Source organism: Dickeya sp. Secpp 1600, assembly GCF_003049805.1.
GTDB lineage: Bacteria > Pseudomonadota > Gammaproteobacteria > Enterobacterales > Enterobacteriaceae > Dickeya > Dickeya fangzhongdai.
On sequence record NZ_CP023484.1, the window covers coordinates 838,791 to 864,829 of the forward strand.

Sequence of the window (26,039 nt, forward strand, 5' to 3'; positions counted from 1 at the left end):
AGGTGAAGGACAGAGGATGAAAATAGACAAAATTGTATTGCGTCAGATGAAAATGACGCTGAAAACCCCGTTTACCACCAGCTTTGCCACTCAGACGGAGAAGTACTTCACCGTGGTGGAAGCGCATAGCGGCGATGTGGTGGGTTACGGCGACTGTTCGGCGATTTCACTACCGTTTTACAACGAGGAAACCAACGTTACCGCCTGGCACATCATGCGCGATTTTCTGGTGCCGATGCTGCGTCAGGCCGGCGAGATTCGCCATCCTTCCGAGGTGCGCGACATTTTCGCGCCGGTTCGCCGCAACAATTGCGCCAAGGCGGCGGTGGAGGGCGCGATATGGGACGCCTACACCAGGCATAAGCAGACGCCGCTGTGGCGTGAACTTGGCGGCGTGCGCGATCGGGTCGAAGCCGGCGTGAGTATCGGTATTCAGCCGACGCCGGCGGATTTGGTGCGTGTGGTGGCGGGCTACCGGGAGGAAGGCTACCGCCGTATCAAGATTAAGATCAAACCGGGTAAGGATCTGGCCTATATTCAGGCGCTGCGCAGCGAATTCGGCGACATTACGCTGATGGTGGACGCCAACTCCGCCTACTCGCTGGACGATATTCCGCTGTTCCGTGAGTTCGACAAATTCAACCTGCTGATGATCGAGCAGCCGCTGGCGCACGACGATATCGTCGATCACCGCAAGTTGCAGGCGGCGATTGAGACGCCGATCTGCCTGGATGAGAGCATTGCTTCGGTGGAAGATGCCCGCAAAGCCATCGAACTGGGCAGCGGCCGCATCATCAATATCAAGGTGGCGCGGGTGGGCGGCATCACCGAAACCAAGCTGATCCACGATTTCTGCCAGGATGCCGGCGTGCCGGTATGGTGTGGAGGCATGTTGGATACCGCGGTGGGTAAGGCGCACAACATTGCGGTGGCGACGCTGCCCAATTTCCTGCTGGCGCATGACATTCCGCCGTCATCACGCTACTGGGCGCAGGACTTCATGCTGCCGGAAGTGACGCTGGACCAGGACAGCATGGTGGCGGTGCCGGATAAGCCGGGCATCGGCTTTGAGATCAACCCGGAACTTTATGCCCGTTATTGCTACGGAGAGGAAACCATCCGCTTTTGATTACCGGAGCAAGCGGCTGCGGCAGCTCGTTGCGGCGCCACAGCCGCTGGTTCATGGTCAGTGCTGCAACGCTGCCGTAAAATAATCACAATAACCAATAGCGGGACAATACCGAGTGTAATGTCCCGGAATGACGTTTTTTAGCGATCGTCAAAGTATGAATTAATCTCATTGCGTCTTGTCTTGTTACCGGGAGGTGAGCAGCCTCAGCGGTTCTTTATTCTGATTTGTCTCTCCTTGTTTAATCACCCGTGGTGTCGGATAACGGCAGGCGCTGCGTTTGTCCGGATGTGGTGAAAAACGTTCTGGAATATTGTGATGTTTATCACGAAAATAACCGGACTGAGAGCCCGGCAGGTACCGTTGACGGCACCTGCCGGGACAGATTCACCCGTGCTGGGACATTACATGAACGTGATTGGAATCATCATGTCATCGGGGAAAGCCTCCGTTGACGTTGCGCTGTATACACTGTTGCCGATTATGGTCGTGATGCTGGTCATCATGCGTTTTCTGGAAGCGAAAGGTATCGTGGATGCGCTGGTTCGGTGGATGGCACCGATTCTCAAGCCCTTCGGGCTCACCGGTATGAGTACCTTTGCGCTGATTCAGCTTAACTTTGTCAGTTTTGCCGCGCCGCTGGCGACGTTGTCGATTATGGAAAAACGCGGCGTGTCCGATCGCCATATGGCGGCGACGCTGGCGATGGTGTTCGCTATGGGGCAGGGCAACGTGTTTTATCCGCTGACGCCGTTTGGCCTGCACTGGGCGGCGGCCATCGTGATATCGATTATCGGCGGGCTGGCGGCAGCGGCGCTGACCTACCATGTGCTGGGGCGCAAACTCTCCGCGCTGGAAAGCGGGCGTTCCGGCGAGGTTTCTGCCGAAGAGCCGGCGGCCAGAGGCGTTATCGGCATCATTAATAGCGCCGGGGCGGACGCCATCAGGCTGGCGCTCGGATCGGTGCCGATGCTGATTCTTTCCATGACGATTGTCGGCATACTGGAATCCGCCGGCGCGGTGACGGCGCTTGAACGCTTTTTCTCGCCGCTGCTGGCGTCGGCCAATATTTCCCCTGTTTTCGTGATGCCGACGCTGGTGAAATGCCTGGCGGGCGGCACCGCTTATTTTGGCGTGGTGTCAGACCTGATTCAGCAGGGGAAGATGACCGCCAGTCAAATCAATGCCTCCGCCGGGCTGCTGATACAGACCTTTGATTTACCGGGCATCGGCATTTTTCTGGGTGTTGGCTCGCGTTTTACCCGACTGTTTCGTTACGCTGCGCTGGGGGCCCTGTTCGGCATTTTGATCAGAGCGGTGCTGCATGTGGCGGTGTTTTAGGTGGTGTCGCGCGCTATGGCGGGACACCGCCTGGCATCAGATGATGGTGCTCCCGCACTGACCGCAAAATTTTGCGCCAGCCTGTACCGAAGTGCTGCATTGCGGGCAGACTGCCGGTACGAGCGATGAGCCGCATTGCTGGCAAAACCGCGCGGTGGGGGCATGGAGCGACCGGCAGTTTGGGCAACTTACTCCCGCGTGGTTCACGGTTGGGTAACTGCCATGCGAGCTATGATGTTCGTTGTTATGATGATGCCCGTGGTGGCCCTTCCCATGATGACCGCCCAATAATTTGTCAAAAATACCCATGGATACCTCCGTATTCACTGTTTGAATGACCTGAATGGCTAGCCCTGATGGTGAGTTGGTAAGCATCATCGGTATGCCATATGCGGTCTATTCAACACCCTGTAGTTACTACAGGGTCAAGCTACTACAGGGTCAAGCTACTACAGGGTCAAGCTACGACAGTGTCAAACTACAGGGTCAAGTCACTACAGGATTACGCTACATCGACTCGTGTGGCCGAAAGACAAGTCGGCGTGAGGGAATGATGGCAATGGCGGGAGACAGCCAGAGCCCTAGCGGCTGACGCGCAGAGCATCAACAACCAGCGAGAAGGCCGGTGAAGGTTGCCGACGACTGGGATAATACAGGTAGTAGCCGGGAAAAGGGGGACACCATTCGTCAAGCACTTGTGTCAGGCGGCCTTCCTCAATGTGCGGCGCGAACTCTTTCTCCGGCAGATAGGCGATACCCAGCCCTGCCAGCGCGGCATCGACGATGTGAGTGGAAGTATTAAAAATGAGTTGTCCGCTCACCCGCACGTTGACCTGGCGTCCCTGATGTTCAAAATCCCAGACATACAGCCCTCCCGAACTGACCATTCGCATATTGATACAGTTGTGGCCCGTCAGATCATGCGGGGTTTCCGGGACGGGGTGGCCGGCAAAATAGGCTGGCGAGGCTACCGCCGCCATACGTAGCTTCGGCCCAATGGGAACGGCAATCATGTCCTTGTCGATGGTGTCCCCCAGACGTACCCCGGCATCAAAACGGTCCGCCACGATATTTCGAAAGCCGTAATTGATATCGAACTCCACGTTGATGTCCGGGTATTCGCGCAGTAAAGGCTCCAGTTTGGGGAGTAGGGTGGTTCGCAGGACGTGATCGCCGCAGGTAATTCGCACCGTACCCGCCGGTTTGTCGCGCAGTTCCGTCAGGACATCCAGTTCAGATTCAATCTCATCGAAGCGTTGACCTATCGCCAGCAAAAGGCGCTCGCCAGCGGTGGTGAGTGAAACGCTGCGTGTTGTACGGGTCAGCAGCCGGATTTGCAGGCGATTCTCCAGGCCAGTGATTGCCTGACTGAGTGCGGATTGCGTCACGCCAAGTTGTGCCGCGGCCCGGGTAAAGCTACCTTCCCGCGCCACCGTGACGAAGTACAGCAGGTCGTTGAGGTTGCGTTTCATCATGATCGTGTACCCCGCAGAGATTTATTAGCACTACTTATATCCTTATTAAGTATTCATTAGCTAGTCAAGGGATAGCATGTGCTCTACATTTTCAGGACGACAATATTCCCTGCGCATTGAGGCTGAAACTCGGGCGTATCCCGTCAGGAGCGAACGCGTCAGGGAATAACCGTCATCATTACCGGGGCTGAACCCGTCCGCTTTATCAACATCAATACGTTACGTATCACCGGTCTGGATTTCCCGGTGCAGGGTTCGCTTTGCCTGCGAATCGGGTTTTAGAAAACGAATAACGCTGCGACGGATGTGAAAACGCGCCGCGTGTATTGCATCTGCTGAGACATTCCGCGTCTGGAATCTATTGAGATAACCCGTTTTATGACAACGAAAGTACATGACATCCCGGTGGGGAATGCCCTTTCCCGCCACAATACCGGGCAGCAACCGGCTTACTGGAGCGGCGTACTGGCGATGACGCTGTGCGTTTTCGCACTGGTGGCGTCTGAATTTATGCCGGTCAGCCTGCTGACGCCGATGGCAACTGATCTTCGGGTCAGCGAAGGGCTGGCCGGGCAGGGCATTGCCATATCCGGCGCGCTGGCAGTGCTGACAAGTCTGTCTATTTCGTCACTGGCGGGGGGAATGAACCGCAAGGCGCTGTTGCTGGGTATGACTGGCCTGATGTTGCTTTCAGGCGCCGTTATCGCGCTGGCGTCGGACTACGCGACCTATTTGCTCGGCCGGGCGCTCATCGGGGTGGCTATCGGCGGATTCTGGTCAATGTCTGCCGCGACGGCGATACGGCTTGTGCCGCCTCATCGCGTGCCGCAAGCACTGGCCATATTTAATGGCGGCAACGCGCTGGCGACCATCGTAGCCGTGCCGCTAGGCAGCTATCTGGGGGCGATGATCGGCTGGCGTGGCGCTTTCTTTTGCCTGGTGCCGGTCGCGCTGCTTGCCTTGGTCTGGCAATGGATCAGCCTTCCTGCGATGCCCGCCGGCGGGCGAGAAAAAGGTTCCGGCAATGTCTTTGCGTTGCTTAAACATCCGTTGGTTGCGTTGGGGATGGCGGGGTGCGGCGTCTTTTTCATGGGGCAGTTTGCTCTGTTCACCTATCTGCGCCCGTACCTTGAAACGGTGACTCACGTTGATGTCTCCAGTCTGTCACTCATTTTGCTGGCGATAGGTATTTCCGGCTTTTCCGGGACGGTGCTGATTAGCGCCTTCCTGAAGGCGGGCTTTTACCAGACGTTAATCATTATTCCTTTGTTAATGGCGGCGATTGCCGTGGCGCTGATTGCGTTTGGCGATCGGCTCTTTATTGTGGCGGCATTGCTCTGCATGTGGGGGATGGTGGCCACCGCTGCGCCGGTGGGGTGGTGGTCCTGGGTGACCAGAGTGTTGCCGAAAAACGCGGAAGCGGGTGGCGGATTGATGGTAGCCATCATTCAGTTTGCCATCGCATTGGGGTCGACTATTGGAGGCGGGTTGTTTGATATGAGCGGCTACCGTAGCACGTTCACCCTGAGCGCATTCCTGCTGTTGTTAGCCGCCGTTCTGGCGTACCTGACCTCGCGTGCGGACCGGCGCTGACCTATTGCCGCCATTAAGCGATTGCATTTATTCGGTGCGATGAAATGAATCGCTATATCAACGAATACTTAAAGATGATGTGAAATATCAGCTTGTCATTGATAACGCCATCCTGATTTTTTGACTGAAAGGGCTTCTGAAGAGCAGGTCTTTTCATATTTAGTTGTTTCTCTAAATGAGGAAAATGTAATGAGAGTATTTACTATGTTATTAGGGCTTATTATTAGCTCGTTCTCTGCAATAGGTGCGGATATGTCGAATGGTGCTGATAACTTTTATCAGAGTGATAAAGTCACGATGCAGAAGGTGACTTTTAAAAACCAATATCAAATGAATGTCACGGGGAATCTTTTTACCCCGAAAGACATGAAGCAGAATACCAAGAATCCGGCGATTATCGTTGGTCATCCTATGGGGGCGGTAAAAGAGCAAAGCTCTAATCTGTATGCACAGAAATTGGCTGAGCAGGGGTTTGTCACGCTGGCTATCGATTTGGCCTTCTGGGGGGAAAGCGAGGGACAGCCGCGTAACGCCGTTTCTCCGGATATGTACGCTGAAAGTTTTAGCGCTGCCGTAGACTACCTCGGCACCCGTCCGTTTATTGATAAAAACAGGATCGGCGTTCTCGGTATTTGCGGAAGCGGCAGCTTTGCTATCAGCGCTGCTAAAATCGATCCGCGTATGAAGGCTATTGCAACCGTAAGTATGTATGACATGGGGTCTGCCAACCGTAACGCGCTCCACCATTCGTTAACGCTTGAGCAGCGCAAAAAAATCATTGCCGAGGCCGCTGAGCAACGTTATGTCGAATTTACCGGTGGCCCGACTAAATATACCAGTGGTACGGTACATAAGATTGATGCAAACTCAACTCCTATCGAGAAAGAGTTCTTTGATTTCTACCGTACGCCTCGCGGTGAGTTTACACCCAAAGGCTCATCACCAGAATTGACCACCCATCCTACGCTGACAAGCAATGTGAAATTCATGAACTTTTATCCGTTCAATGATATTGAAACGATCTCGCCGCGTCCGATGTTGTTTATTACCGGCGACAATGCGCATTCCCGTGAATTCAGCGAAGATGCGTTTAAACGTGCCGGCCAGCCAAAAGAGTTGTACATTGTTCCAGGGGCTGGACATGTCGATTTGTATGATCGTGTCAATTTAATCCCATTTGCAAAATTGACTTCATTTTTCAAAGCTAATCTGAAATAACATCTCTGTTTGTTACCTGCATTAACAGAAAACCACATCCTGACGGTGTGGTTTTTTTCATAAAAATTATTTCAATAACGTCGAAACGTAGTGTGCCAGAACAGTTCGGCATTGGGGCTACGTGGCTAGCTGTTTCCCGGCCTCGGAGTGGGCCGGGAGTGGGAAATGATTAAGCCGGAAAGGAATAGCGCGGTATTTACCAAGTCATCAGTTAACTACGCCTGGCGCTATTCTTTTACGCTTAAATCGATATCGCCAAAATACTGTTTCTTGATGCGGGAAAATTCACCGTTGCTCATTATGTTTTGCAACCCCTGATTGAATAGCTGCTTTATTTCCGTATCGCCCTGGCGTATACCGTATGCTGAGCCAATACTGAACAAATCAGCATCGGTTATTTCCGGGCCTTTTAACTCAAAATCCTGACCTTCCGGAGTTTGTAAAAATCCGAATGTCAGAGCAACCGATGGACACAGCGCACCTTCAACCCTCCCGGCATATAAATCTTCGTAAATTGCTTCCTGATCTGGGTAGCTTTTAACGTTAACCCCAGCAGGTTGCCAGTGTTTGTTGGCGTATGCTTCCTGAATGGTTCCCTGTTGTACCGCTATATTTTTCCCTCGCAGCATGTCGACCTGTGGAAGAAGATTAGCCTCTTTCCTTGCGACAAATCTGGTTGGTATATGAAAAACATAGTTGCTGAAATCGATAGCTTCCTTTCTCTTTTTTGTCACACCCAGTGGCGAAATAACGTCGATTTTTTTGGCGAGAAGAGCCGAAATCTGGGCATCGAACGTGTTTACGATATAGTCACATTTTGCGTTTAATGATTTACAGATGGCATCGGTTATCTCGATATCAAACCCTGATGGATTGCCATTTTTATCCCTGCTCTGAAAGGGGGGATAAGTCAAATCGACGCCAATACGAATTATGTCCTGTTTGGCAAATGCAAATGGTGAAATAGTAAGAATGACAATGATTTTCAGGAGCGAAAATTTTCTGAACATGGCAATAACACCTCTTTTAACCGTATAAAATTGAATATAAATATTCGGTATTCATATCATTACCAGCGATAGGAAATGAGCCGACACCGCGCTGGTTTGCCCTGTTAATTCCGTCTGAGTTCGGGCATCACCGGTCGCATTTCCGGAAGGCGCGTTAGCAGGCGTTGCAAAACAACCTCTACCACAGCTGGGGCTGGCCAGTAACTCCGATAGAGATGTGTACCGGCCCGGAAAGAAAAACGGCGCCTTTCCCGTCATTAAAAGCATGCGTTCACTAAGCAAAGGCGGCCGGGAATCGAGCGGTGCAGCCGACGCTGAACCGACAAAGACCGTACGGCATATAAATAGTGAAGACAGGAAAAACGCCAGACACTGCATCATCTTTAGCCCACATCCGGAAAATTGATGTTAAGTTATACGTGAAATAATAACAAATAGTTATTATTTTGTTTTCAGGATGTAAAAATGATGAATCATCGAATGTCGCTACCGCGAAAGGATTTGTGTACCGTTGGCGATAATGACACGCTGTCTTTCGCTGCTGAGGCCATTGGGCGTGAGCTTGTTTTGTGCGGTGATCTGGTTAAAGAGATATGAGAGCAACATCTCTGGACAGCCTTTGTTTTCGGCCGGCAGGGTGTTGGTACCATTGCCACCTGAGCAGTAAAAGCAGGTGTCGCGCGATTATGCAATGTTATAGGCGCGTTCGCGGCTGTGTTAAGGGAAATTTTGTTATCAAGGGCGGGTATTTTGCCCTTGATAACATCTATATCTTAGTCCGCTAGCGCATTCGTCACGGCTTCTGGCATGGAGGGACGGCCGTTGACCAGGCAAGTAGCGACAAAGGTGGCTTCTGCGTACGTTACGCCATCAACCTTAATCTGCTGAACAAAATTGACGCGATTGCGCTTTTCGTTTTTTTCCAACTGACAGGTAACCTCTAACCGATCGCCTTTTTGCAGGCTTTTACGGAAGCGCAGAGAATACTCAAGTACCATATAGACTTTGCCCTGCTTGAACTCCTCTTCAATATCAACGCCTAGCGATTCTTTCATGAACGCATGGCGCGTCCACTCCATATAAAATGGGTAATAGAGACCGTCGACTACGCCCTGGAAATCGATATGGCTATCCTCAACCTCATAATGCTTTGAAAACATTTCTGTATCCTGGTCTGATTGTTACTCTAACAGGCTTGTTGATATACATTACTTAATCCGTATAGTAAATGCGAAAATGTATCAATGTGATAAAAACAGCGAGGCGAGACTCAGGTGGGAGTCATGAAATACTATCAATAAAGTGGCGCCAGTATTTGTTATGGATTTATTTTCTCTGTTTTCAGAGCACAAAGAAGGCAACAAAATGGGATTAAAATAAAACGGGAAGAACGGGGTGGCTTCCCGGATTATTTTATTTTTACCAGTTATATGGATATAAATAAGTATCTACGATGTTTTTCTGGGCTTCCTCTGTGAACGCACCCGCTTTTGGGGAGTTCCGGGTTGTCCGCCATCAGCCGGTACTGAGCAAAGGGAATAGATCAATCAATTCTGTTACCTGTATTTTAACCGCATCGGTGACTTTAGATATCAGCGTGGGCGACACATCCGCATCGCGCATCTCTTTGAAGGTGGTGACGATTTCCCGCGTGGTCATGCTTTTGGCATAGAGGGATAAAATCTGGTTGTCCATCTGTGTGATGCGTGTCTGAGTTTTCTTTATCAGTTGCGGCTCAAAGGTATTTTCGCGGTCACGTGGTGTGTTCAGTTCTATCTCGCCGTTATCGCAAAGCAATGTTTTTGACGAGTAACCATTACGGGTGTTGGTGCCGGTTTTAGGCGAATTTTTCTCATGTCCGAGATGGTCGGTCAGCTCAGCATTGAGTGACGCTTTGGCCGTTAACTTCGTCAGTATGCGGGAAAACTGGTTGAGATCAGCTTCGGTTTTAAGGCCTTTAGCCAGTTCAGCCGCAAGAGCCTTGAGTTTCTTTTCGTCCATCGTTTGCCAGTCTCCATTATTGGAATGAACATATCAGAAATAGGCAATTACACAATTTAAATTACAGTCTCAAAATTTTTTGGCTGCTTTTATTTACTTCATCACCTAATATCTTATTTATTCAACAAATTCGCTCCTTCCCATATACGCTCCAGAACGTCTGTCAGATGATTGTCACTTAGATGTCTGCCTACTGTCGTTAATATGGCGTGGTTTAAGCTCGGTGGGTGAGTCATTGTAATCTGCACACAAGACATGCCGTTCAGCACAAGAGAGGGAGCAAACATGACTGCTACTATATTTTCAAATACACCTTTATGGGTGTGGATTCTTTTTGTTTTTTTACTAAAAAGAGGTATCTCTGCACTACAACCCAGGAAAATCCCCCTGAACAGGCTTTTCATCATACCTGTGTTGTTTTTATCTGCAGGCATTTACCATCTAAATGGGTTTCATTTTTACCCTACCATATTTACATATATGATTACATCAATCCTATCCTGTATTATTAGAACGTCATTATTGTGGGGATCACCTGTTGAATATGATGCATCCTCTGGTCTAGTCACTCGTACTGGAAGTCCTTTTGTTCTTGTTTTAATTCTTTTATCTTTTGTTTTTAAATTTACCATGACCTACCTTATGGAAACGGACTCAATGTTACTACTAAACTTTTCATTTCAATGTCTATGGGGCGCAGGTTTAGGTGTTGTCACTGGCTTATCATGGGGCGGTTTATTATATATGTATACAATGGCTTTGTTGAATAAATCTAAGTTTTTATGAATGACAGGATCGGAGTGAACTTGTAAGTACGCCGGTTTTAGTTCCACACACTTTTTGATATTTCCGCGTTTTCCACCATCAGTCGGTATTCTTCCGGCGTCAGGTTATTCAGCGATTCATGGGGACGCTCGCTGTTATATTCATGCAGCCAGCGCTCCGTAATTTCCCGAGCTTCATTCAGTGTTCTGAACAGGTAAAAATCCAGTATTTCTGTTCGGTACGTTCGGTTAAAGCGTTCGATAAAGGCATTCTGTGTCGGCTTGCCCGGTTTAATAAATTCCAGTGCTATACCATGCTCTTCCGCCCACTGTGCCAGTGTCAGAGATATTGTAAGTATCCCACTAAACCGAACCATTCACTTTTAGAGATCTTCCGACATACTGATTATGTCCCGTTGAGGAGATCGCCATGCGCAAAGCCCGATTTACCGAGCACCAGATCATCGCCGTCCTGAAGTCCGTTGAAGCCGGACGTACCGTCAAAGACGTCTGCCGCGAAGCGGGAATATCCGAGGCTTCGTACTACATCTATGGACTACCTCCGTTTTGCAAGCACTGATTCTGGTTTTGGGTTGTTGCTTACATCTATCCGGCATCAGGAAAACCTGTGCCCAAATGGGTAATCCGCACACGATCGCCTCAACAACTGGACGGCCTCTGAGGCCAGTATAAAAATCAGGTTCCGATTGTGCAGGTGCAACCTGTCACCATTTCTCAGTACACTGCAACTTTTCTGGCTGGGAATTAACTTCCGGCTGCCTGATATTCTGTATCATTTCTCAGCATCGACCAGATTATTCTCGCGTTCTTGTTAGCTACCGCCACGGTCGTTTTATTAAACCCTCGCCGTTCCCTCAACTGATTAACCCACTGATGCAGACAGCTATCATTCTTATTCGTGGCAACCCTGACGACAGCGCGGGCACCATGAATAAAAAGAGTCCGCAGATGCTTGTCGCCTTTTTTCGTCATATTCATGAGAACTTGCCTGTCACCACTTGAGTGTTGCCGGGGAACCAGACCAAGCCACGCGGCGAAGTGACGACCATTTTTAAATTCAGTTCCTTTGCCAATAGCGGCAACAACAGCCGTTGCCGTTTTAGGACCAATACCTTTAACTTTGGCAATGCGCTGGCAGGCTTCAGATTGCCTGAACACAGCCTCTATTTCTTTATCAAAAAAGTTTATGCGACGACCAAGATCGTTAAAGAGATCATAGAGTTCTGCAATCGTCCTGCGCATTCTGGTACTGAGACCATTTTCTGCATCTTCAAGGATCAGCGGAACTGCATGACGAACTCTTGAGACCGCTGCACCGATTGTTATTCCCCGGTCGAGCAGCAGTCCTCTGATTTGACAGACGGTTGCAGTACGATGATTGACAATACGTTGTCTTGCACGGTGCAGAGCCTGAATATCCTGCTGTTCGGGACTTTTAGGCGGAACAAACTGCATCGTGGGTTGCATAAGGGCCACAGCTATCGCCTGTGCATCATTACCGTCATTTTTTTGCCCACGAACAAAAGGTTTTACATACTGTGGGCTGATGACTTTTACTTTATGTCCCAGTTTTTCAAACTCGCGTTGCCAGTAAAATGCCCCTGTTGACGCTTCGATACCAATCAGACAGGCAGGAATATTTGCCACCGTCTGGAGTAATTCTTTTCGGCCGGTACGTTTTGTATAAACCGGTTTGCCAGCCTGGTTTAATCCGCAAAGCTGGAAAACATTTTTAGCCAGATCAATACCCAGAAATACGATATTCATGGTGACTCTCCTGTTGAGCATATTTCGTACAGTTAACCGCAGGGGGAGGAGGTAGTCCATCCCATTAACTGGAAAGCGAAGTTTGGCGGAATGGAAGCCTCTGATATCAAAAAGATGAAAGATCTGGAGGACGAAAACCGGCGACTGAAACAGATGTTTGCCGATCTCAGTCTGGAGTGCCGGGCACTCAAAGATGTTATTGAAAAAAAGCTTTAAAACCAGCGATAAAGCGTGAGCTCGTCAGTTATCTGACCGCGCAGTTTACGATGAGCATCCGCCAGGCATGCAGGACGTTATCGTTGAGCAGGACGGTCTATTTTTATCAGCCTGACACCCGGCGTGATGAGCCGGTCATTCAGGCACTGACCGACATGGCGGAACGCTATCCGCGATACGGCTTCAAGAAGTTGTTCCAGAAGCTACGCAGGCAGGGGCATGCATGGAATCACAAACGCGTTCATCGTATTTATTGCTTACTGAAACTGAATTTTCGTCGTAAAGGAAAGCAACGTTTGCCCGTGCGTGATCCAGCACCATTAGCGACGCCGGAACACCTGAATCAGAGCTGGTCAGTGGATTTTATGCATGATGCGCTGGTATGCGGCAGACGTTTTCGTACGTTTAACGTGGTGGATGATTTTAATCGTGAAGTGCTGGCGATAGAAATTGACCTGAATATACCGGCACAACGCGTTGTTCGGGTGTTGGACAGGATAGTGGCAAACCGAGGGTATCCGCTAAAGATGCGGATGGATAACGGCCCGGAGCTGGTTTCGCTGACGTTGGCACAATGGGCGGAAGAGCATGGTGTAGCACTGGAATTTATTAAACCGGGCAAGCCGACACAGAATGCCTTTATCGAACGTTTTAACCGGACGTACCGGACAGAAATACTGGATTTTTACCTGTTCAGAACACTGAATGAAGCGCGTGAAATTACAGAACGCTGGCTGCATGAATATAACAGCGAGCGTCCCCATGAATCGCTGAATAACCTGACGCCGGAAGAATATCGGCTGATGGCCGAGAAACCGGAAATCTCAAAAAGTGTGTGGAACTAAAAGCGGTCTACTTACAGAATAACTATCGCTTTGAAATGGACAACGAGCCAGTCTTGTCCGTGCTGGGGCTTGATTCACCTTCGTTGGCACATGCAGATTTTCCCCCCGTGGCAAATCCGATCGGCCGAATGAATTTTTTCCGCGACTTGAAAGAAAAAGAGGCTGCGTTAACAACGCGTGGGCACAATACTGAGAATTGAATTAATTAGTAGAATTATCATTTCATTAATTTTAATATCAGAATATCGCCCGCTATCGCGCGGGCTTTTTTTTGAGACTTTTTCTCTGGCTAGCAGTTTTTTGATCGTGCATGTGTACAATGCATGAATTTGCATGTGGAACTTACCTCTCAATTTGCCCTGTCGCGCCAGTATTGGCAAGGCCTGAGCGCCTCCATGCAACTGCATGAAAACTGCTACATAAAGCGGGCAGGCGTGGCGGGGGCACAATTGCGCGCAATATCTTTTATTTATTCTTGGGGAAAAAGGAGAGAGCTTAGCCTCTCCAAATCGATGATTTCCGATTAAAGTGATGCAAGAATTGCTGGGGTTAGAGCTGCGCCTTTAGCCACCTGATCATCCCCGCCCAAGATGTGATAATGATGTAATACAGTGTTAAGGCTTTCATTGAAAATATCGTCACTAATGGATATCTGAGGGACTGTTGATAGTGCCGATAAAATATCTTCCTTAGTGCTTAGGTATTTTATGGTTGCAACCATGGCAACGTAGTATTTAATGTTTATTGTGGTTTTTGGGTCGGGGGTATATTTATCTGTTTCAGCTTTCAGAAATAATTCGGTAGATTTAATAATTAGTGTTACTTTTAAGTATGTATCAATGTTGATATCTAAACTGAATATTTTTTTATACTCTGCGTCAGAATTAATAAGTGTTGAGGGTCGAGCTCTCGCATTATCAGGTCTAAATAAAACAATGGTCATCATCGCTTGTGCTAAATATGCAATGCTTATTATTTTTGAAGCGGGCTTTCCAAGGTTTTTGTAAAAGTTCTTCTTGCGATCATAATAGAAATCGTTAGCTTTAAAATAATCTTCTATATTTCTATGTATCTCATCAGAGCTTCTGAGAGAAGCTGGTAAGATTGCGGTCTGACTGTTAGTTGCACGAATTATTCTATCGCGAGCCCCTTCGTTTTCTTCACAAATTATTCTAATAAGAATGGATCTCTTATCATCTATAGTATCTCCTGCGTTTGAGAAGTGTCGGTATATTTCATGGGAGGTTTGAAGTCCGTTAACTATTTGTGGGTCTTCTATGGTTAATTGTTTCCCAGCACTTACTGCTTTAGGTGTGATAATTGTGACGCCATTATTCAAGTACCAGAAATCATCAGATTTCATATTCTGAAGTGTCAGACGAATTCCAGTGTTTACAGTTACGCTGCCTTGGTAGTCACGCACGTTAGATTCAAAAATACTTCTTGCGAGTGAGCCATTATCACTGACAAACTCATAATACTTTGTCAGTGATGCTAAGCAAACATAACTACCAGCAGATGTACTGATAGGCTGCTCAGAAACTTCTAGTATGCGAGAGCTGGCAGGTATATTTCTGCTCATTTCTAAAAGGGTAGTGGCCCCAATGAAATTGAATTCGCAAACTGAGCCACTAAACAATTTACGTATATCTTCTTGTAGTTTACCTGCTTTATCAATGACATTCTGATGAATATCAGAATCCATACCCTGAGCTGAATAAAAGAATTTAATTACAATGGTAGGGAATGTTTTAGCTAGTTTTGAGTATGCATTTCTAAATAAAGTGACTTTTTCTAATAAAAGCGAATTGTAGCGTTGTTTGAATTTTTCGAGTTCATTACCCAGATCAAACAAGTCTTGAATGGTTTCTCGGAATTTAATAATCGCATCTTCTTTAAAGGTTGGAGATGTTTTTGATTGAATTATAACTAATTCAATATGGTTTTTCCGCATTTGAGTATTGAGTTGAGTATCTTCTTTTTGTAACTCACCATTAACAAAGGTAAAAATAGAGTCAATGCCACCGTCACCACCATTACCAACAATGCCGTATTCAATATCATCATATGTGACATCGTAATCTTTTAGTATCTCTGATGCAGAATATAATTCAAAAAACTCAGAATCTTTAATGTCAATGCCAAGTTCACTTTTTTTATCTTTTAGTATTTGTTCAAGTATTATTTGGTCATTTGTTTTTTTTGACACATTAAACTCCTTTGTTTTATTTGTTCGCATCATTAACATAACATCCCCACCATGACATTAACTCTACTCGTTGAGTGATATATGTTGAGCGGTTATAAGCTCGTCGAACCTCATTCTTATCACAATGCGCTAACGCCGCTTCAATCACATAAGGATTAAAACCGGTTTCATTCATGGCGGTGCTGGCTATTGAGCGTAAACCATGAGCAACCAGTTTTCCACCGTAGCCGATGCGTTTTAGTGCTGCGTTGGCGGTCTGGCTGTTCATCGGCTTTTTAGGATCGTTACGGCTGGGGAAAACATACTCCCGGTTGCCGCTGATAGGGTGCATGATGTCGAGAAGTTCCAGCGCCTGTTCGCTGAGCGGCACAATATGATCGCGCTTAGCTTTCATTCTTTCAGCCGGGATGCTCCACGTTTTTTTCTCGATATCGATCTCAGCCCATGCTGTGGCGGAGGCTTCAGCCGGGCGGATAAGTGTCAGTAATTGCCATTCCAGCAAGCAGCGGGTAGGAATGGAGAGGTTAGACATCGCAATGGTGCGCATCAGCGCGGGTAGCTCTTCTGGCCGAATGGTCGGCATATGCTGTTTTTTGGGGCGTTCAAAGGCCATACCAATGCCTGAGGCAGGGTTAGCATCAATCAGCCCGGTGTTAACCGCGTAAACCATAATTTCGTTGATGCGTTGTACTAACCGCCTGACGGTTTCCAGTGCGCCACGGGCTTTAATCGGCTCCAGCGCCTGTATCAGTGTGCGGGCTTTGATTTGTTGCATGGGGATATTTTCAATCGCCGGGAGCACGTCTTTTTCCAGTGATCGCCAAATGTCTTTGGCGTGGTCGGTGCTGACTGTAGCCTGTTTCAGCGTGAACCAGCTACGCGCCACATTGATGAAAAGGCTTTCTACGGCGATTTGCGCTTCTTCGGCTTCCTTAGCCACCTTTTCCTGTGGATCTATTCCCTTGGCTAACAACGACAGTTTTTCGTCTCTCATGGCGCGGACATCGGCTAATGACAATGCCGGGTAAGCACCAAACCCAATCATGGTACGTTGGCCTGTGGTTGGTTTCTGGTAACGGAACCGCCACAGTTTTTTCCCGGTGGTTTTGACTAAGAGAAATAGCCCGTTGCCGTCATGCAGCGTCAGGTCTTTGTCTGCCGCTTTGGCTTTTTGCACTTCGGTGTGGGTAAGGGGGCGAGTTGTCCGTGCCATTGGGAGATATCCTTAATGATTGGTATACGCTTTTTGGTATATATCGTACCGTATACCAATTCGTATACCAATCATCAGCGGATTTAGCCGGATATCGTCGGATAATGATAGAAACAAAAAAGCCCGCAAACCTAGGTGGGATGCGGGCTTTAAGGACTTTCCCGGACGTATCCGGATATGTAAGTGGTGGAGCTGGCGGGAGTTGAACCCGCGTCCGAAATTCCTACACCGTCGGTACTACATGCTTAGTCTGGTCTTTACATTCGCTTGCCAGCTGCGGACAGACACGCCACTAACAAACTAGCCTGATTGGATTTAACGCTTCAACCCCAGGCAGGGCATCCACGCGATCTCTTTTGGGTTTGACCTCTCTTGATCCCCGTCCTAAGAGCGGAGGCTAGGGAGAGAGGACACCTTCAGTTTCTTAGGCTGATTAAGCTGCGATAGCAGCAGGTGCGTAAGTTTCGTCGTTTGCGACTATTTTTTTGCGGCTTTTTACGAGGCCAACCGCCCCTCGGCATGCACCTTGGGTTTCGCGAATCCCGTCGAATCCAGAATCAGCCCCAAGATATTTCACTATTATAACAGAAAGATGACTCGCTAATCTACCGTTAGCGGGCGGCATTTTTCATGATGCGCGCTTTGTCCAACTTCCATTCGCGCTCTTTGATATCGTCACGTTTGTCGTGTTCTTTCTTACCCTTAGCTACGCCAATCTTGACCTTGCACCAGGCATTTTTCCAGTACAGCGACAGCGCCACTACCGTATAGCCTTCGCGGTTGACACGACCGTACAACGAGTCCAGCTCGCGCTGGTTCAGCAGCAGTTTGCGGGTACGCGTCGGATCGCAGACCACGTGGCTGGAGGCGCCGTGCAACGGAGTGAATGTGGCGCCGAAAAGGTAAGCTTCGCCATCACGCATCAACACATAGCTGTCGCTGATATTGGCTTTGCCTGCGCGCAGTGATTTGACTTCCCACCCCTGAAGTGCCAATCCCGCTTCAATCTCTTCTTCTATGAAGTATTCATGGCGGGCGCGCTTGTTGAGCGCAATGGTGGCAGAACCGGGTTTATGTGCTTTTTTCTTTGTCATAGTGCCGTCATTATACTGGTTGTCGTCGTGAATGAAATCCCTCGCCGGGATTCATACCGTTCTTTGTGAACGGGTGCGATGCCCCTCGCAGAATTTTTGTCTGACCGCTCATCGATGGTATTATTTTGCGCGTTTTATGAATCACGGAAAATTGTATGCCTAAAATCAGCCGGTCTGCGCTGGTCCCGTTCAGTGCCGAGCAGATGTATAAATTAGTGAATGATGTCTCGTCTTACCCGGCCTTTCTGCCTGGATGCACTGGTAGCCGGGTACTGTCTTCCTCCGGGAGTGAAATGACGGCGGCGGTTGATGTGTCTAAAGCCGGCATCAGCAAGACGTTTACCACCCGCAATACGCTTATTGATAACCAATGTATTTTAATGCAACTGGTGGACGGTCCGTTCCGTCAGTTGACCGGCGACTGGCGTTTTACGCCGCTGAGCGATGATGCCTGTAAGGTCGAGCTGAATCTGGATTTTGAATTCAAGAATGTGTTGATTGAAATGGCATTCGGCAAGATTTTCAAAGAATTGGCCAACAATATGGTGCAGGCGTTCACCCAGCGCGCCAAAGAGGTCTATTGTGCCTGAGATTCACGTGGAAGTGGTCTACGCGTTGCCGGAGCGTCAGTACTTACGACCGTTGACGCTGGAAGAAGGGAGCACGGCGGAGCAGGCTATTCAAGCATCCGGCCTGCTGGCCCTACGCCCGGATATCGACCTTGGCGTCAATAAAATCGGCATTTTTAGCCGCCCGGCGAAACTGACCGATGTTCTCAGCGATGGCGATCGGGTGGAAATTTATCGGCCGTTGCTGGCAGACCCTAAAGAGTTGCGTCGTCAGCGCGCGGAACGTTCAAAAAATAAGGCACGGTAACGTGCCTTATTTTTTGGGGCCAGTCAGCGAGTACTCGTCTCGCCAAGCCTGTTCACTTACTGCGTCTGCAACGTGGGTTTGTTGTCCACATTAGCCAGCTCGCCCTGACTGTTGAAGGTCAGAGTCAGCGTTTGCTGTTTCACGGCTTCGTGCCCCGGTTGCTGACGGAAGACGTAGTACCAGGTGTCTGATCCAAACGGATCCTGCAGCATGGGGGTGCCCAACGTGTAGATGACCTGCTGTTTGGTCATTCCGTTACGGATTTTGGCAACGTCAGCGGGTGCCAGATAGTTCCCCTGATTGATGTCAGGCCGATAGACTATACGTTCCAGCGTGGAACAACCGGCAGTCAACATAACAACAACCACCGCGGCGACGACAGTCAGCGTTTTACAGCGCATAGTGATTACATTCCTTAAGGGCATAGGTTGCAGATGATAATAGACCTTGCCTGACTTGAAAACCTGCAAGACGTCTGTAAGACCGCGGGAATTCGAAAAAGTTGATCCTCACTATGCCGCCAGCAATTCTCTGGCGTTCGCCAGCGTGTTTTTGGTGACGGCGGAACCGCCGAGCAGGCGCGCCAGTTCCTGCAGACGTTCGCGCTTACCCAGTGGCTGCATCAGCGTTTCGGTCGCCGCGCCGTCAGTGTGTTTGCTAACGAAGTAGTGGTGATGACCGCATCCTGCTACCTGCGGCAGATGGGTGACGCACATTACCTGAGTGGATTGTCCAAGCTGGCGCAGCATCTTGCCGACAATCGCCGCGGTCGGGCCGCTGATACCGACATCCACTTCGTCGAAAATCAGAGCCGGGGTATCCATCTTGCGGGCGGTAATGACCTGGATGATGAGCGCGATACGCGATAACTCGCCGCCCGAAGCCACTTTGATTAGCGGCTGATGCGGCTGACCGGGGTTGGTGGTGACGCAGAATTCGATGTGGTCGGCGCCGTTGGCGGTCAGTGAGTCCGGGGTGAAGGTCACATTAATCGTGAAATGACCGTGCGGCATTGCCAGCTCATGCATATTGGTGGTGATCAATTCCGCCAGTTCGCTGGCGTGCTGACAGCGTCGGGCATGAAGTTGTTCGGCCACATGTAGGGCTTGCTGATGGAACTCTTGCACCGCGCGATTCAGGGTTTCGTGATCGCTTTCCTGCTGTTCCAGCAATTGTTGTTCCTGCAATAACTGCTGATGGAATGCGGGTAACTCTTCCGGCGTTACGTGATGCTTGCGCGCCAGCGTCAGCTGGCGCGACAGGCGTTGTTCCAGTTCGTACAGACGAATCGGGTCCATATCCATACGATCGCAGTAATGGCGCAGTTCATCGCTGGCTTCGCTGATGTGAATACTGGCTTCTTCCAGCATGGAAAATACCTCGGAGAGTTTGTCATCCATGCTCACCAGTTCCGACAGCTGGTGCCTGGCGCTATGCAGCATGCTAAGCAGATTCTGGTCTTCGCTTTCGCTGAGGATCTGCAACGTCTGCTGGCTGAGGGACATCAGTTGTCCGCTGTTGGCGAGCCGCTTGTATTCGACATCTATCTGTTCGTACTCGCCTGACTGGGGAGCAAACTCGTTCAGCTCTTTGAGCTGATATTGCAGTAATTCCCGGCGTGCTTCCCGCTCAATGGTTGCTTGCTGGTGCTGCGCCAGCTCGCGGCAGCTTTGATGCCACTGCTGCCAGATTTGGCGCATGGCGCTGAGCAGTTGTGATTCATCGGCATAGGCATCCAGCAGGTGGCGCTGATGTTCCGGTTTTAGCAGCAACTGGTGGGCGTGCTGCCCATGAAGCTGAATCAGATGCTGACCTAGTTCGCGCAGTTGCGACAGCGGCACCGCCGTACCGTTGATGAATGCGCGGGAGCGGCCGTCGGCGCTAATGACGCGGCGCAACAGGCATTCGTTGTTGTCGTCAAGCTGGTTGTGTTCAAGCCAGCACAGCGCGGCCGGGGTATCCGCCAGCGAGAAGCGGGCACAGATGTCGGCGCGGCTGGCGCCGGGTCGAACCATGCTGGCGTCGGAACGGTTGCCGAGACAGAGGCCGAGGGCGTCAATAGCAATGGATTTTCCCGCCCCGGTCTCGCCGGTAATGACGCTCATCCCTGCCTGAAAATCAATTTCCAGTTCGCGCACAATGGCGAAGTTACTGATTGTGAGTTGCGCCAGCATGATAGTGTCCTGTATGTAACAACAACTGTTATTACGTACAGTATAGACTGGTTTTTTGTACAGTAAAGTAGCCAGCGCCACTTTCAGAATAATTTTTTCGACCAGCCAAGCTTGCTACTCAATGTATTGAAATAACTGTAATTTTCTGGATGAATCAGATTCAGGTGATACTGGCTGCGTTGGATCAGCACTTCTTCGCCTTCCTGCACCGGCAGCGAAATCTGGCTGTCGCAACTGATTTCCAGGTCCTGGGTGATGTGGGAAAACTTCAGCCGGATAGAGCTGCTGCTGTTGATCACCAGCGGCCGCGCCGACAAGGTGTGCGGGAACATCGGCACCAGCGCGATCGCATCCAGCGACGGAGTTAGAATCGGGCCGCCGCCGGATAGCGAATAGGCGGTGGAGCCGGTAGGCGTAGAGATGATCAGACCGTCGGAGCGCTGGGAAAACGCGAACTTGTCATCAATATAGACTTCAAATTCAATCATATGCGCCACTTTACCCGGGTGCAGAACCACCTCGTTGATGGCGGTGCTGCTGCTGTTGGGGTGGTTGGCGCGGCACACCTGCGCTTCCAGCATAAAACGCTGTTCGCGGATGTAGCGCCCGGCCAGCACTTCGCTTAGCTGTTGCTGGGTATGATCCGGATCGAGATCGGTCAGGAAGCCGAGATTGCCGCGGTTGACGCCAATGACGTTGATATCGTAGCGCGACAGCACCCGCGCCGCGCCCAGCATGTTGCCGTCGCCGCCGACCACCACCGCCAGGTCCGCCTGCTGACCGATTTCCGACAGGCTGCCGGTGGCGGCGTCCGTTAGCTGCAACTCGCGGGCGATCTGTTGTTCGATCACCACGCGGTAACCCTGTGCGCGTAGCCAGTGATACAGCATTTCGTGGGTGGTCAAGGCATTTGGATGACGTGGATGACCGACAATGCCAATGCAGTTAAACGATCTGTTCATTTGGGTGCATTATCCTCATGAGAGCACCGGAGGCTCACGGTTTTTGGACCGATAGCCGGACCAATAATATGTGAGTGGTTCCCTTGAAACCCCGGTTTTGATCCCCATAATAAGCGAACTAGCGAGATGAATGCGAAAAACGCGGAGAATTTCATGAGTAGTAAAGAACAGAAGTCGCCTGACGAGCAAGTCTTGGATCAAAAAGGAGCAGCGGAAGGTCAGCAAGCGGATGCCGTACCAGAGATGACAGATGTCGCTGACCCGCGTGATGAGCGTATCGCAGAACTGGAAGCGCAACTGAATGATGCCCAGCAGCGTGAGCGTGAAAGCGCGTTGCGCGCCCGCGCCGAAATGGAGAATATCCGCCGCCGTGCCGAGCTGGATGTGGAAAAAGCGCATAAATTCGCTCTGGAAAAATTTGCGGGCGAAATGCTGCCGGTGATCGACAACCTTGAACGTGCGCTGGAGATGGCGGACAAATCCAATGAAGCGCTGTCGGGCATGATTGAAGGGGTCGAACTGACGCTGAAAGCGATGCTTTCCGCCGTGAATAAGTTCGGCATCGACGTGGTGGCGGAAGTGAACGTGCCGTTTAATCCGGAAATTCATCAGGCCATGACCCTGCTGGAATCAGCCGATCACGCGCCGAACCATGTCATGATGGTGATGCAGAAGGGCTATACCCTGAACGGTCGTTTGCTGCGCCCGGCGATGGTCGCGGTGTCCAAAGCCAAGGAATAATCGTTTCCGGCTTTCTCCGGGGAGCGGCCAGCAGGCTTCTTCCCGGATTGTGAATCTTCTTCCCGGACTGTGAATGTGGCCTTGTTGCTCTTTCCCTCCTTTTATTCCCCTTCGTTTTCTCTTGCTGGCTTCACGACAGCATTTCCCGGTTGCTTACACCGTTTTTTCTGTCGTTATCGCATGGAAAGCGTTTAGTCGCGTGATGCTGTACCGATCGTTTTTTTGTTTATATTTTGTTAATCTTTACGTATTAAAACGTGTGTCGTTTGTCGGGTGAATGCATCATTATCATAACCTATCAGAGCAATCATCACTGCCATTCTAAATGCACTTGATAATCATTATCAACTTTGCGAGAGTAATAAAACAATAGTGTTAGAAGGGTTACTCATATGCCGGGGAGTCGTGTAGTGGAGTCAGTCAGCCGTACGTCGCGGAAGCTCAAGCTTTCACTGATGGGGCCGGCTTTTATCGCGGCGATCGGTTATATCGATCCCGGTAATTTCGCCACCAATATTCAGTCGGGCGCCGCCTATGGATATCAGCTGTTGTGGGTGGTGGTGTGGGCCAACCTGATGGCGATGTTGATTCAATTGCTCTCCGCCAAACTGGGGATCGCCACCGGCAAGAATCTGGCGGAGCATATTCGCGATCGTTTCCCGAAACCTGCTGTCTGGGCTTACTGGGTGCAAGCCGAAATCATCGCTATGGCGACCGACCTGGCGGAATTCATCGGCGCGGCGATCGGTTTTAAGTTATTGCTTGGCGTGTCGCTGCTGGAAGGTGCGATCCTCACCGGCATTGCCACTTTTCTGATCCTGACGCTGCAGCAACGTGGGCAAAAGCCGCTGGAGATGGTGATCGGCGGGTTGCTGCTGTTTGTGGCGGCGGCCTATATCGTCGAGCTGATTTTCTCTCGCCCGGAACTGTCGTCGCTGGCGAAAGGCATGGCGATACCGAGCCTGCCCAATTCCGACGCGGTGCTGCTGGCAGCCGGCGTACTGGGCGCGACCATTATGCCGCACGTAATTTACCTGCATTCATCGCTGACACAGCAACAAAGCAACATAACCCGCGCCGAACGTTATTCCGCCACCAAGGTGGATGTCGCGGTGGCGATGACCATCGCCGGGTTTGTGAATCTGGCGATGATGGCGACGGCGGCGGCGGCGTTTCACTTCAGCGGCAACACCTCGATTGCCGAACTGGATCAGGCGTATCTGACGCTGAAACCCTTACTGGGGCAGGCAGCGGCGACTATTTTCGGCCTGAGTCTGGTGGTGGCGGGGCTGTCGTCCACCGTGGTGGGAACGCTGGCCGGTCAGGTGGTGATGCAAGGGTTTGTGCGCTTTCATATTCCGCTGTGGGTTCGCCGCGTGGTAACCATGCTGCCGTCTTTTATCGTGATTCTGTCCGGCATGAACCCGACCCGGGTGCTGGTGTTGAGCCAGGTGCTGTTGAGTTTCGGTATTGCGCTGGCGTTGATTCCGCTGCTGGTTTTTACCGGCAACCGCGAACTGATGGGGTGCCTGGTGAACAGCCGCCGGGTACAGAACCTTGGCAAAGTGATCGTCTGTATGGTGATTGCGCTCAACCTGTATCTGCTGCTGGATACGCTGCTGGGTTAACACGCTCGCCTGTTCTTTGCGACGCCTCCGCCGTTTATGGGCGGGGGCGTTTGTCTTTTCGGTTCCGACTTTTCTGCTTTCATCTTACGATCACGTGCATTCCGGCAAGCTCCGTCCTATTATCTGGGACTGATTTTTTGATACAGAGATTCAATGATGTCGTCGCCCATTACTATTCTTGATAAGCAACTGTTATCCGATCACTGGTTTGTGCTGCATAAATATGTGTTCGATTTGAAACGTAAGAATGGCGGCATAGTGCGCCAGATGCGGGAAGTGTATGACCGCGGCAACGGCGCCGCCATCCTGCTTTACAACCGTGCCCGGGGGACGGTGGTGTTGACGAGACAGTTCAGGATGCCGACTTACCTGAATGGCAATGAAAGCGGGATGCTGCTGGAAGCGTGCGCCGGTTTGCTGGACGATCAGTCGCCGGAGCAGTGCATCCGAAATGAGGCGATCGAAGAAACCGGTTACCAGATCGGTGAAGTGGAAAAGTTGTTTGAAGCCTACATGTCGCCGGGCGGCATCACCGAGCTGGTGCATTTCTTTGCCGCGGAATATGACGATTCACAGCGTAAAACGAACGGCGGCGGTGTGGATGATGAGGATATCGAAGTGCTGGAATTGCCGTTTAGCGAAGCGCTGGCGATGATCAAGGACGGTCGTATTCGTGATGGTAAAACCATCATGCTGCTGCAGCACGCGCAGATTAAAGGTTGGTTCGCCAACGTGCGTTAACGGCATACGAAAACTGTAGATAACAAGGGGCCGGCAGGCCCCTTGTTGTTTGTGGCGGAACCCTATTTACAATCGGGCGGCTAGCAAATCTTCCAGCTTCTGCTGGTCGGCGGCAAACAGGCGGATGCCTTCGGACAGTTTCTCCACCGCCATCGGATCCTGATTATGCTGCCAACGGAATTCGGTTTCCGACAGCGGCGCCGGCTGATGAAAGCCTTCGGTTGACGGGCTGAGAATGCGCTCCACCGGTGCGGTGCTGTTTTTTAGCTGTTCCAGTAACGGCGGGGCAATGGTCAGACGATCGCACCCGGCCAGCGCCAGAATCTGCTCCACCTTGCGGAAGCTGGCGCCCATCACGATGGTGCGATAGCGATGCTGTTTGTAATACTCGTAAATACGCCGCACCGACAGCACGCCCGGATCCTGTTCGGCATCGTAGTCGGCGGAGGGTTGTCTGGCCTGATACCAGTCGTAAATGCGGCCGACAAACGGCGAAATCAAATAGACGTTGGCTTCCGCGCAGGCGCGGGCCTGTGCAAACGAAAACAGCAGCGTCAGGTTGCAGTTGATCCCTTCCTTTTCCAACTCTTCGGCGGCGCGGATCCCTTCCCAGGTGGCCGCCAGCTTGATCAGAATACGTGAACGATGTACGTCCTTTTCCTCGTACATCGCCACCAGTTTACGTGCTTTAGCTACACACATACCGCGATCAAACGACAAACGGGCATCCACTTCGGTGGAGATCCGCCCGGGAATACTTTTCAGCACCTCGGCGCCGATGTTGACCGCCAGACGGTCGCTGGCGTTGATGAGTCGCGTTTCTCTGGATCCGCCCTGCTGGCGGGCGTAAGCCAGCGCATCGGCAAACAGCGGCTGGTAAGCGGGCAGGCTGGCGGCTTTTAGAATCAAGGATGGATTGGTGGTGGCATCCTGCGGTGAAAAGTGGCGAATAGATTCGATATCGCCGCTATCTGCCACTACCACGGTGAATTGTTTCAATGCGTCTAGTTGGTTCATGGCT

Annotated in this window: 23 protein-coding genes, 1 other RNA gene and 4 pseudogenes; 13 read left to right on the forward strand and 15 right to left on the reverse strand. The window is 50.6% G+C overall.

What is annotated here, in order from left to right; translation table 11 throughout:
• Positions 1-16 precede the first annotated feature (16 nt).
• Together menC and CPA59_RS03905 are read left to right on the forward strand one after the other, a co-directional pair.
• Positions 17-1,129, forward strand: a complete 1,113-nt coding sequence (gene menC / locus CPA59_RS03900; protein ID WP_107758725.1) for an o-succinylbenzoate synthase — start codon at positions 17-19, stop codon at positions 1,127-1,129.
• Between the two features lie 408 nt (positions 1,130-1,537).
• The gene (locus tag CPA59_RS03905; protein ID WP_107758726.1) at positions 1,538-2,470 is read left to right on the forward strand and encodes a nucleoside recognition domain-containing protein; all 933 of its coding nucleotides are present in this window, start codon (positions 1,538-1,540) and stop codon (positions 2,468-2,470) included.
• 36 nt (positions 2,471-2,506) lie between these two features.
• On the opposite strand, the gene CPA59_RS23265 is transcribed toward CPA59_RS03905, so the two are convergent.
• Positions 2,507-2,848, reverse strand: a complete 342-nt coding sequence (locus CPA59_RS23265) for a zinc ribbon domain-containing protein (protein ID WP_369831420.1) — start codon at positions 2,846-2,848, stop codon at positions 2,507-2,509.
• 203 nt (positions 2,849-3,051) lie between these two features.
• A complete protein-coding gene (locus CPA59_RS03915) occupies positions 3,052-3,942 on the reverse strand; it encodes a LysR family transcriptional regulator (protein WP_202438431.1) in 891 nt (296 codons plus the stop codon).
• 381 nt (positions 3,943-4,323) lie between these two features.
• Between CPA59_RS03915 and CPA59_RS03920 the strand changes: the two genes are divergently transcribed.
• Entirely contained in the window at positions 4,324-5,538 is a 1,215-nt protein-coding gene (locus CPA59_RS03920; protein WP_107758728.1) for an MFS transporter, read from the forward strand.
• A 189-nt stretch (positions 5,539-5,727) separates the two neighbouring features.
• Entirely contained in the window at positions 5,728-6,756 is a 1,029-nt protein-coding gene (locus CPA59_RS03925; protein ID WP_038917933.1) for an alpha/beta hydrolase, read from the forward strand.
• Positions 6,757-6,983: 227 nt separating this feature from the next.
• Here CPA59_RS03925 and CPA59_RS03930 read toward each other — a convergent pair whose 3' ends face one another.
• From CPA59_RS03930 to CPA59_RS03940, 3 genes and pseudogenes are all read right to left on the reverse strand, one after another.
• Positions 6,984-7,766, reverse strand: coding sequence for a transporter substrate-binding domain-containing protein (locus CPA59_RS03930; protein WP_100848978.1), 783 nt, complete (start codon positions 7,764-7,766; stop codon positions 6,984-6,986).
• Positions 7,767-8,539: 773 nt separating this feature from the next.
• Positions 8,540-8,926: a thioesterase family protein gene (locus CPA59_RS03935; protein ID WP_049853606.1), complete on the reverse strand. Its 387-nt coding sequence runs from the start codon at positions 8,924-8,926 to the stop codon at positions 8,540-8,542.
• 391 nt (positions 8,927-9,317) lie between these two features.
• Positions 9,318-9,767, reverse strand: a pseudogene (locus CPA59_RS03940) (transposase); the annotation flags it as partial.
• A gap of 285 nt (positions 9,768-10,052) precedes the next feature.
• Between CPA59_RS03940 and CPA59_RS22810 the strand changes: the two are divergent.
• Positions 10,053-10,553 (forward strand): hypothetical protein, encoded by a 501-nt coding sequence (locus CPA59_RS22810; RefSeq protein WP_159077922.1) that lies wholly within the window; start codon positions 10,053-10,055, stop codon positions 10,551-10,553.
• Between the two features lie 37 nt (positions 10,554-10,590).
• Here CPA59_RS22810 and CPA59_RS03945 read toward each other — a convergent pair.
• A pseudogene (locus CPA59_RS03945) lies at positions 10,591-10,881 on the reverse strand (integrase core domain-containing protein); the annotation flags it as partial.
• Between the two features lie 80 nt (positions 10,882-10,961).
• Between CPA59_RS03945 and CPA59_RS03950 the strand changes: the two are divergent.
• A pseudogene (locus tag CPA59_RS03950) lies at positions 10,962-11,078 on the forward strand (transposase); the annotation flags it as partial.
• Positions 11,079-11,296: 218 nt separating this feature from the next.
• Here CPA59_RS03950 and CPA59_RS03955 read toward each other — a convergent pair.
• Positions 11,297-12,319, reverse strand: coding sequence for an IS110 family transposase (locus CPA59_RS03955; RefSeq protein ID WP_100848778.1), 1,023 nt, complete (start codon positions 12,317-12,319; stop codon positions 11,297-11,299).
• A 66-nt stretch (positions 12,320-12,385) separates the two neighbouring features.
• Here CPA59_RS03955 and CPA59_RS03960 point away from each other — a divergent pair.
• Together CPA59_RS03960 and CPA59_RS03965 are read left to right on the forward strand one after the other, a co-directional pair.
• Positions 12,386-13,380 (forward strand): annotated as a pseudogene (locus tag CPA59_RS03960) (IS3 family transposase); the annotation flags it as partial.
• A gap of 323 nt (positions 13,381-13,703) precedes the next feature.
• Positions 13,704-13,907, forward strand: coding sequence for a hypothetical protein (locus CPA59_RS03965; protein WP_107758729.1), 204 nt, complete (start codon positions 13,704-13,706; stop codon positions 13,905-13,907).
• Here CPA59_RS03965 and CPA59_RS03970 read toward each other — a convergent pair.
• From CPA59_RS03970 to smpB, 4 genes are all read right to left on the reverse strand, one after another.
• Complete coding sequence (locus CPA59_RS03970; protein ID WP_107758730.1) at positions 13,904-15,589, reverse strand: AIPR family protein; 1,686 nt, start codon at positions 15,587-15,589, stop codon at positions 13,904-13,906. The two genes, CPA59_RS03965 and CPA59_RS03970, sit on opposite strands and share 4 nt — an antisense overlap.
• 16 nt (positions 15,590-15,605) lie before the next feature.
• Positions 15,606-16,802, reverse strand: a complete 1,197-nt coding sequence (locus CPA59_RS03975) for an integrase domain-containing protein (protein WP_107758731.1) — start codon at positions 16,800-16,802, stop codon at positions 15,606-15,608.
• Between the two features lie 184 nt (positions 16,803-16,986).
• Positions 16,987-17,367, reverse strand: a transfer-messenger RNA (tmRNA) gene (gene ssrA, locus CPA59_RS03980).
• 46 nt (positions 17,368-17,413) lie between these two features.
• A complete protein-coding gene (gene smpB, locus CPA59_RS03985) occupies positions 17,414-17,896 on the reverse strand; it encodes an SsrA-binding protein SmpB (RefSeq protein ID WP_016942314.1) in 483 nt (160 codons plus the stop codon).
• A gap of 155 nt (positions 17,897-18,051) precedes the next feature.
• On the opposite strand from smpB, the gene CPA59_RS03990 reads away from it, so the two are divergent.
• Both CPA59_RS03990 and CPA59_RS03995 read left to right on the forward strand, forming a co-directional pair.
• A complete protein-coding gene (locus CPA59_RS03990; RefSeq protein ID WP_038661915.1) occupies positions 18,052-18,486 on the forward strand; it encodes a type II toxin-antitoxin system RatA family toxin in 435 nt (144 codons plus the stop codon).
• Positions 18,479-18,772, forward strand: a complete 294-nt coding sequence (locus CPA59_RS03995) for an RnfH family protein (protein ID WP_038917941.1) — start codon at positions 18,479-18,481, stop codon at positions 18,770-18,772. Before CPA59_RS03990 ends, CPA59_RS03995 begins: the two co-directional genes overlap by 8 nt.
• A 56-nt stretch (positions 18,773-18,828) precedes the next feature.
• On the opposite strand, the gene bamE is transcribed toward CPA59_RS03995, so the two are convergent.
• From bamE to nadK, 3 genes are all read right to left on the reverse strand, one after another.
• On the reverse strand, positions 18,829-19,173 hold the full coding sequence (gene bamE / locus CPA59_RS04000; RefSeq protein WP_038917942.1) for an outer membrane protein assembly factor BamE: 345 nt from the start codon (positions 19,171-19,173) through the stop codon (positions 18,829-18,831).
• A 111-nt stretch (positions 19,174-19,284) separates the two neighbouring features.
• Positions 19,285-20,946 carry a DNA repair protein RecN gene (recN, locus tag CPA59_RS04005; RefSeq protein ID WP_107758732.1) on the reverse strand — a complete coding sequence of 554 codons (1,662 nt, stop codon included), beginning with the start codon at positions 20,944-20,946 and terminating at the stop codon, positions 19,285-19,287.
• A gap of 83 nt (positions 20,947-21,029) precedes the next feature.
• A complete protein-coding gene (gene nadK / locus CPA59_RS04010; RefSeq protein ID WP_038917944.1) occupies positions 21,030-21,908 on the reverse strand; it encodes an NAD(+) kinase in 879 nt (292 codons plus the stop codon).
• Between the two features lie 153 nt (positions 21,909-22,061).
• On the opposite strand from nadK, the gene grpE reads away from it, so the two are divergent.
• The 3 genes from grpE to nudK all read left to right on the forward strand — a co-directional run bounded on the left by grpE (position 22,062) and on the right by nudK (position 25,018).
• Complete coding sequence (grpE, locus tag CPA59_RS04020; RefSeq protein WP_107758733.1) at positions 22,062-22,649, forward strand: nucleotide exchange factor GrpE; 588 nt, start codon at positions 22,062-22,064, stop codon at positions 22,647-22,649.
• A 392-nt stretch (positions 22,650-23,041) separates the two neighbouring features.
• Positions 23,042-24,277, forward strand: coding sequence for an Nramp family divalent metal transporter (locus tag CPA59_RS04025; protein ID WP_049842636.1), 1,236 nt, complete (start codon positions 23,042-23,044; stop codon positions 24,275-24,277).
• A 156-nt stretch (positions 24,278-24,433) separates the two neighbouring features.
• On the forward strand, positions 24,434-25,018 hold the full coding sequence (nudK, locus tag CPA59_RS04030; protein ID WP_038917946.1) for a GDP-mannose pyrophosphatase NudK: 585 nt from the start codon (positions 24,434-24,436) through the stop codon (positions 25,016-25,018).
• Between the two features lie 66 nt (positions 25,019-25,084).
• Here nudK and tal read toward each other — a convergent pair whose 3' ends face one another.
• Complete coding sequence (gene tal / locus CPA59_RS04035) at positions 25,085-26,035, reverse strand: transaldolase (RefSeq protein ID WP_107758734.1); 951 nt, start codon at positions 26,033-26,035, stop codon at positions 25,085-25,087.
• Positions 26,036-26,039 lie beyond the last annotated feature (4 nt).

Excerpts from the sequence above, each read along its gene's own strand:
- menC (WP_107758725.1), top strand. The coding sequence starts at position 17 with ATGAAAATAGACAAAATTGTATTGCGTCAGATGAAAATGACGCTGAAA.
- CPA59_RS03905 (WP_107758726.1), top strand. The coding sequence starts at position 1,538 with ATGAACGTGATTGGAATCATCATGTCATCGGGGAAAGCCTCCGTTGAC.
- CPA59_RS23265 (WP_369831420.1), bottom strand. The coding sequence starts at position 2,848 with ATGATGCTTACCAACTCACCATCAGGGCTAGCCATTCAGGTCATTCAA.
- CPA59_RS03915 (WP_202438431.1), bottom strand. The coding sequence starts at position 3,942 with ATGAAACGCAACCTCAACGACCTGCTGTACTTCGTCACGGTGGCGCGG.
- CPA59_RS03920 (WP_107758728.1), top strand. The coding sequence starts at position 4,324 with ATGACAACGAAAGTACATGACATCCCGGTGGGGAATGCCCTTTCCCGC.
- CPA59_RS03925 (WP_038917933.1), top strand. The coding sequence starts at position 5,728 with ATGAGAGTATTTACTATGTTATTAGGGCTTATTATTAGCTCGTTCTCT.
- CPA59_RS03930 (WP_100848978.1), bottom strand. The coding sequence starts at position 7,766 with ATGTTCAGAAAATTTTCGCTCCTGAAAATCATTGTCATTCTTACTATT.
- CPA59_RS03935 (WP_049853606.1), bottom strand. The coding sequence starts at position 8,926 with ATGTTTTCAAAGCATTATGAGGTTGAGGATAGCCATATCGATTTCCAG.
- CPA59_RS22810 (WP_159077922.1), top strand. The coding sequence starts at position 10,053 with ATGACTGCTACTATATTTTCAAATACACCTTTATGGGTGTGGATTCTT.
- CPA59_RS03955 (WP_100848778.1), bottom strand. The coding sequence starts at position 12,319 with ATGAATATCGTATTTCTGGGTATTGATCTGGCTAAAAATGTTTTCCAG.
- CPA59_RS03965 (WP_107758729.1), top strand. The coding sequence starts at position 13,704 with ATGAATTTGCATGTGGAACTTACCTCTCAATTTGCCCTGTCGCGCCAG.
- CPA59_RS03975 (WP_107758731.1), bottom strand. The coding sequence starts at position 16,802 with ATGGCACGGACAACTCGCCCCCTTACCCACACCGAAGTGCAAAAAGCC.
- smpB (WP_016942314.1), bottom strand. The coding sequence starts at position 17,896 with ATGACAAAGAAAAAAGCACATAAACCCGGTTCTGCCACCATTGCGCTC.
- CPA59_RS03990 (WP_038661915.1), top strand. The coding sequence starts at position 18,052 with ATGCCTAAAATCAGCCGGTCTGCGCTGGTCCCGTTCAGTGCCGAGCAG.
- bamE (WP_038917942.1), bottom strand. The coding sequence starts at position 19,173 with ATGCGCTGTAAAACGCTGACTGTCGTCGCCGCGGTGGTTGTTGTTATG.
- recN (WP_107758732.1), bottom strand. The coding sequence starts at position 20,946 with ATGCTGGCGCAACTCACAATCAGTAACTTCGCCATTGTGCGCGAACTG.
- nadK (WP_038917944.1), bottom strand. The coding sequence starts at position 21,908 with ATGAACAGATCGTTTAACTGCATTGGCATTGTCGGTCATCCACGTCAT.
- grpE (WP_107758733.1), top strand. The coding sequence starts at position 22,062 with ATGAGTAGTAAAGAACAGAAGTCGCCTGACGAGCAAGTCTTGGATCAA.
- CPA59_RS04025 (WP_049842636.1), top strand. The coding sequence starts at position 23,042 with ATGCCGGGGAGTCGTGTAGTGGAGTCAGTCAGCCGTACGTCGCGGAAG.
- nudK (WP_038917946.1), top strand. The coding sequence starts at position 24,434 with ATGTCGTCGCCCATTACTATTCTTGATAAGCAACTGTTATCCGATCAC.
- tal (WP_107758734.1), bottom strand. The coding sequence starts at position 26,035 with ATGAACCAACTAGACGCATTGAAACAATTCACCGTGGTAGTGGCAGAT.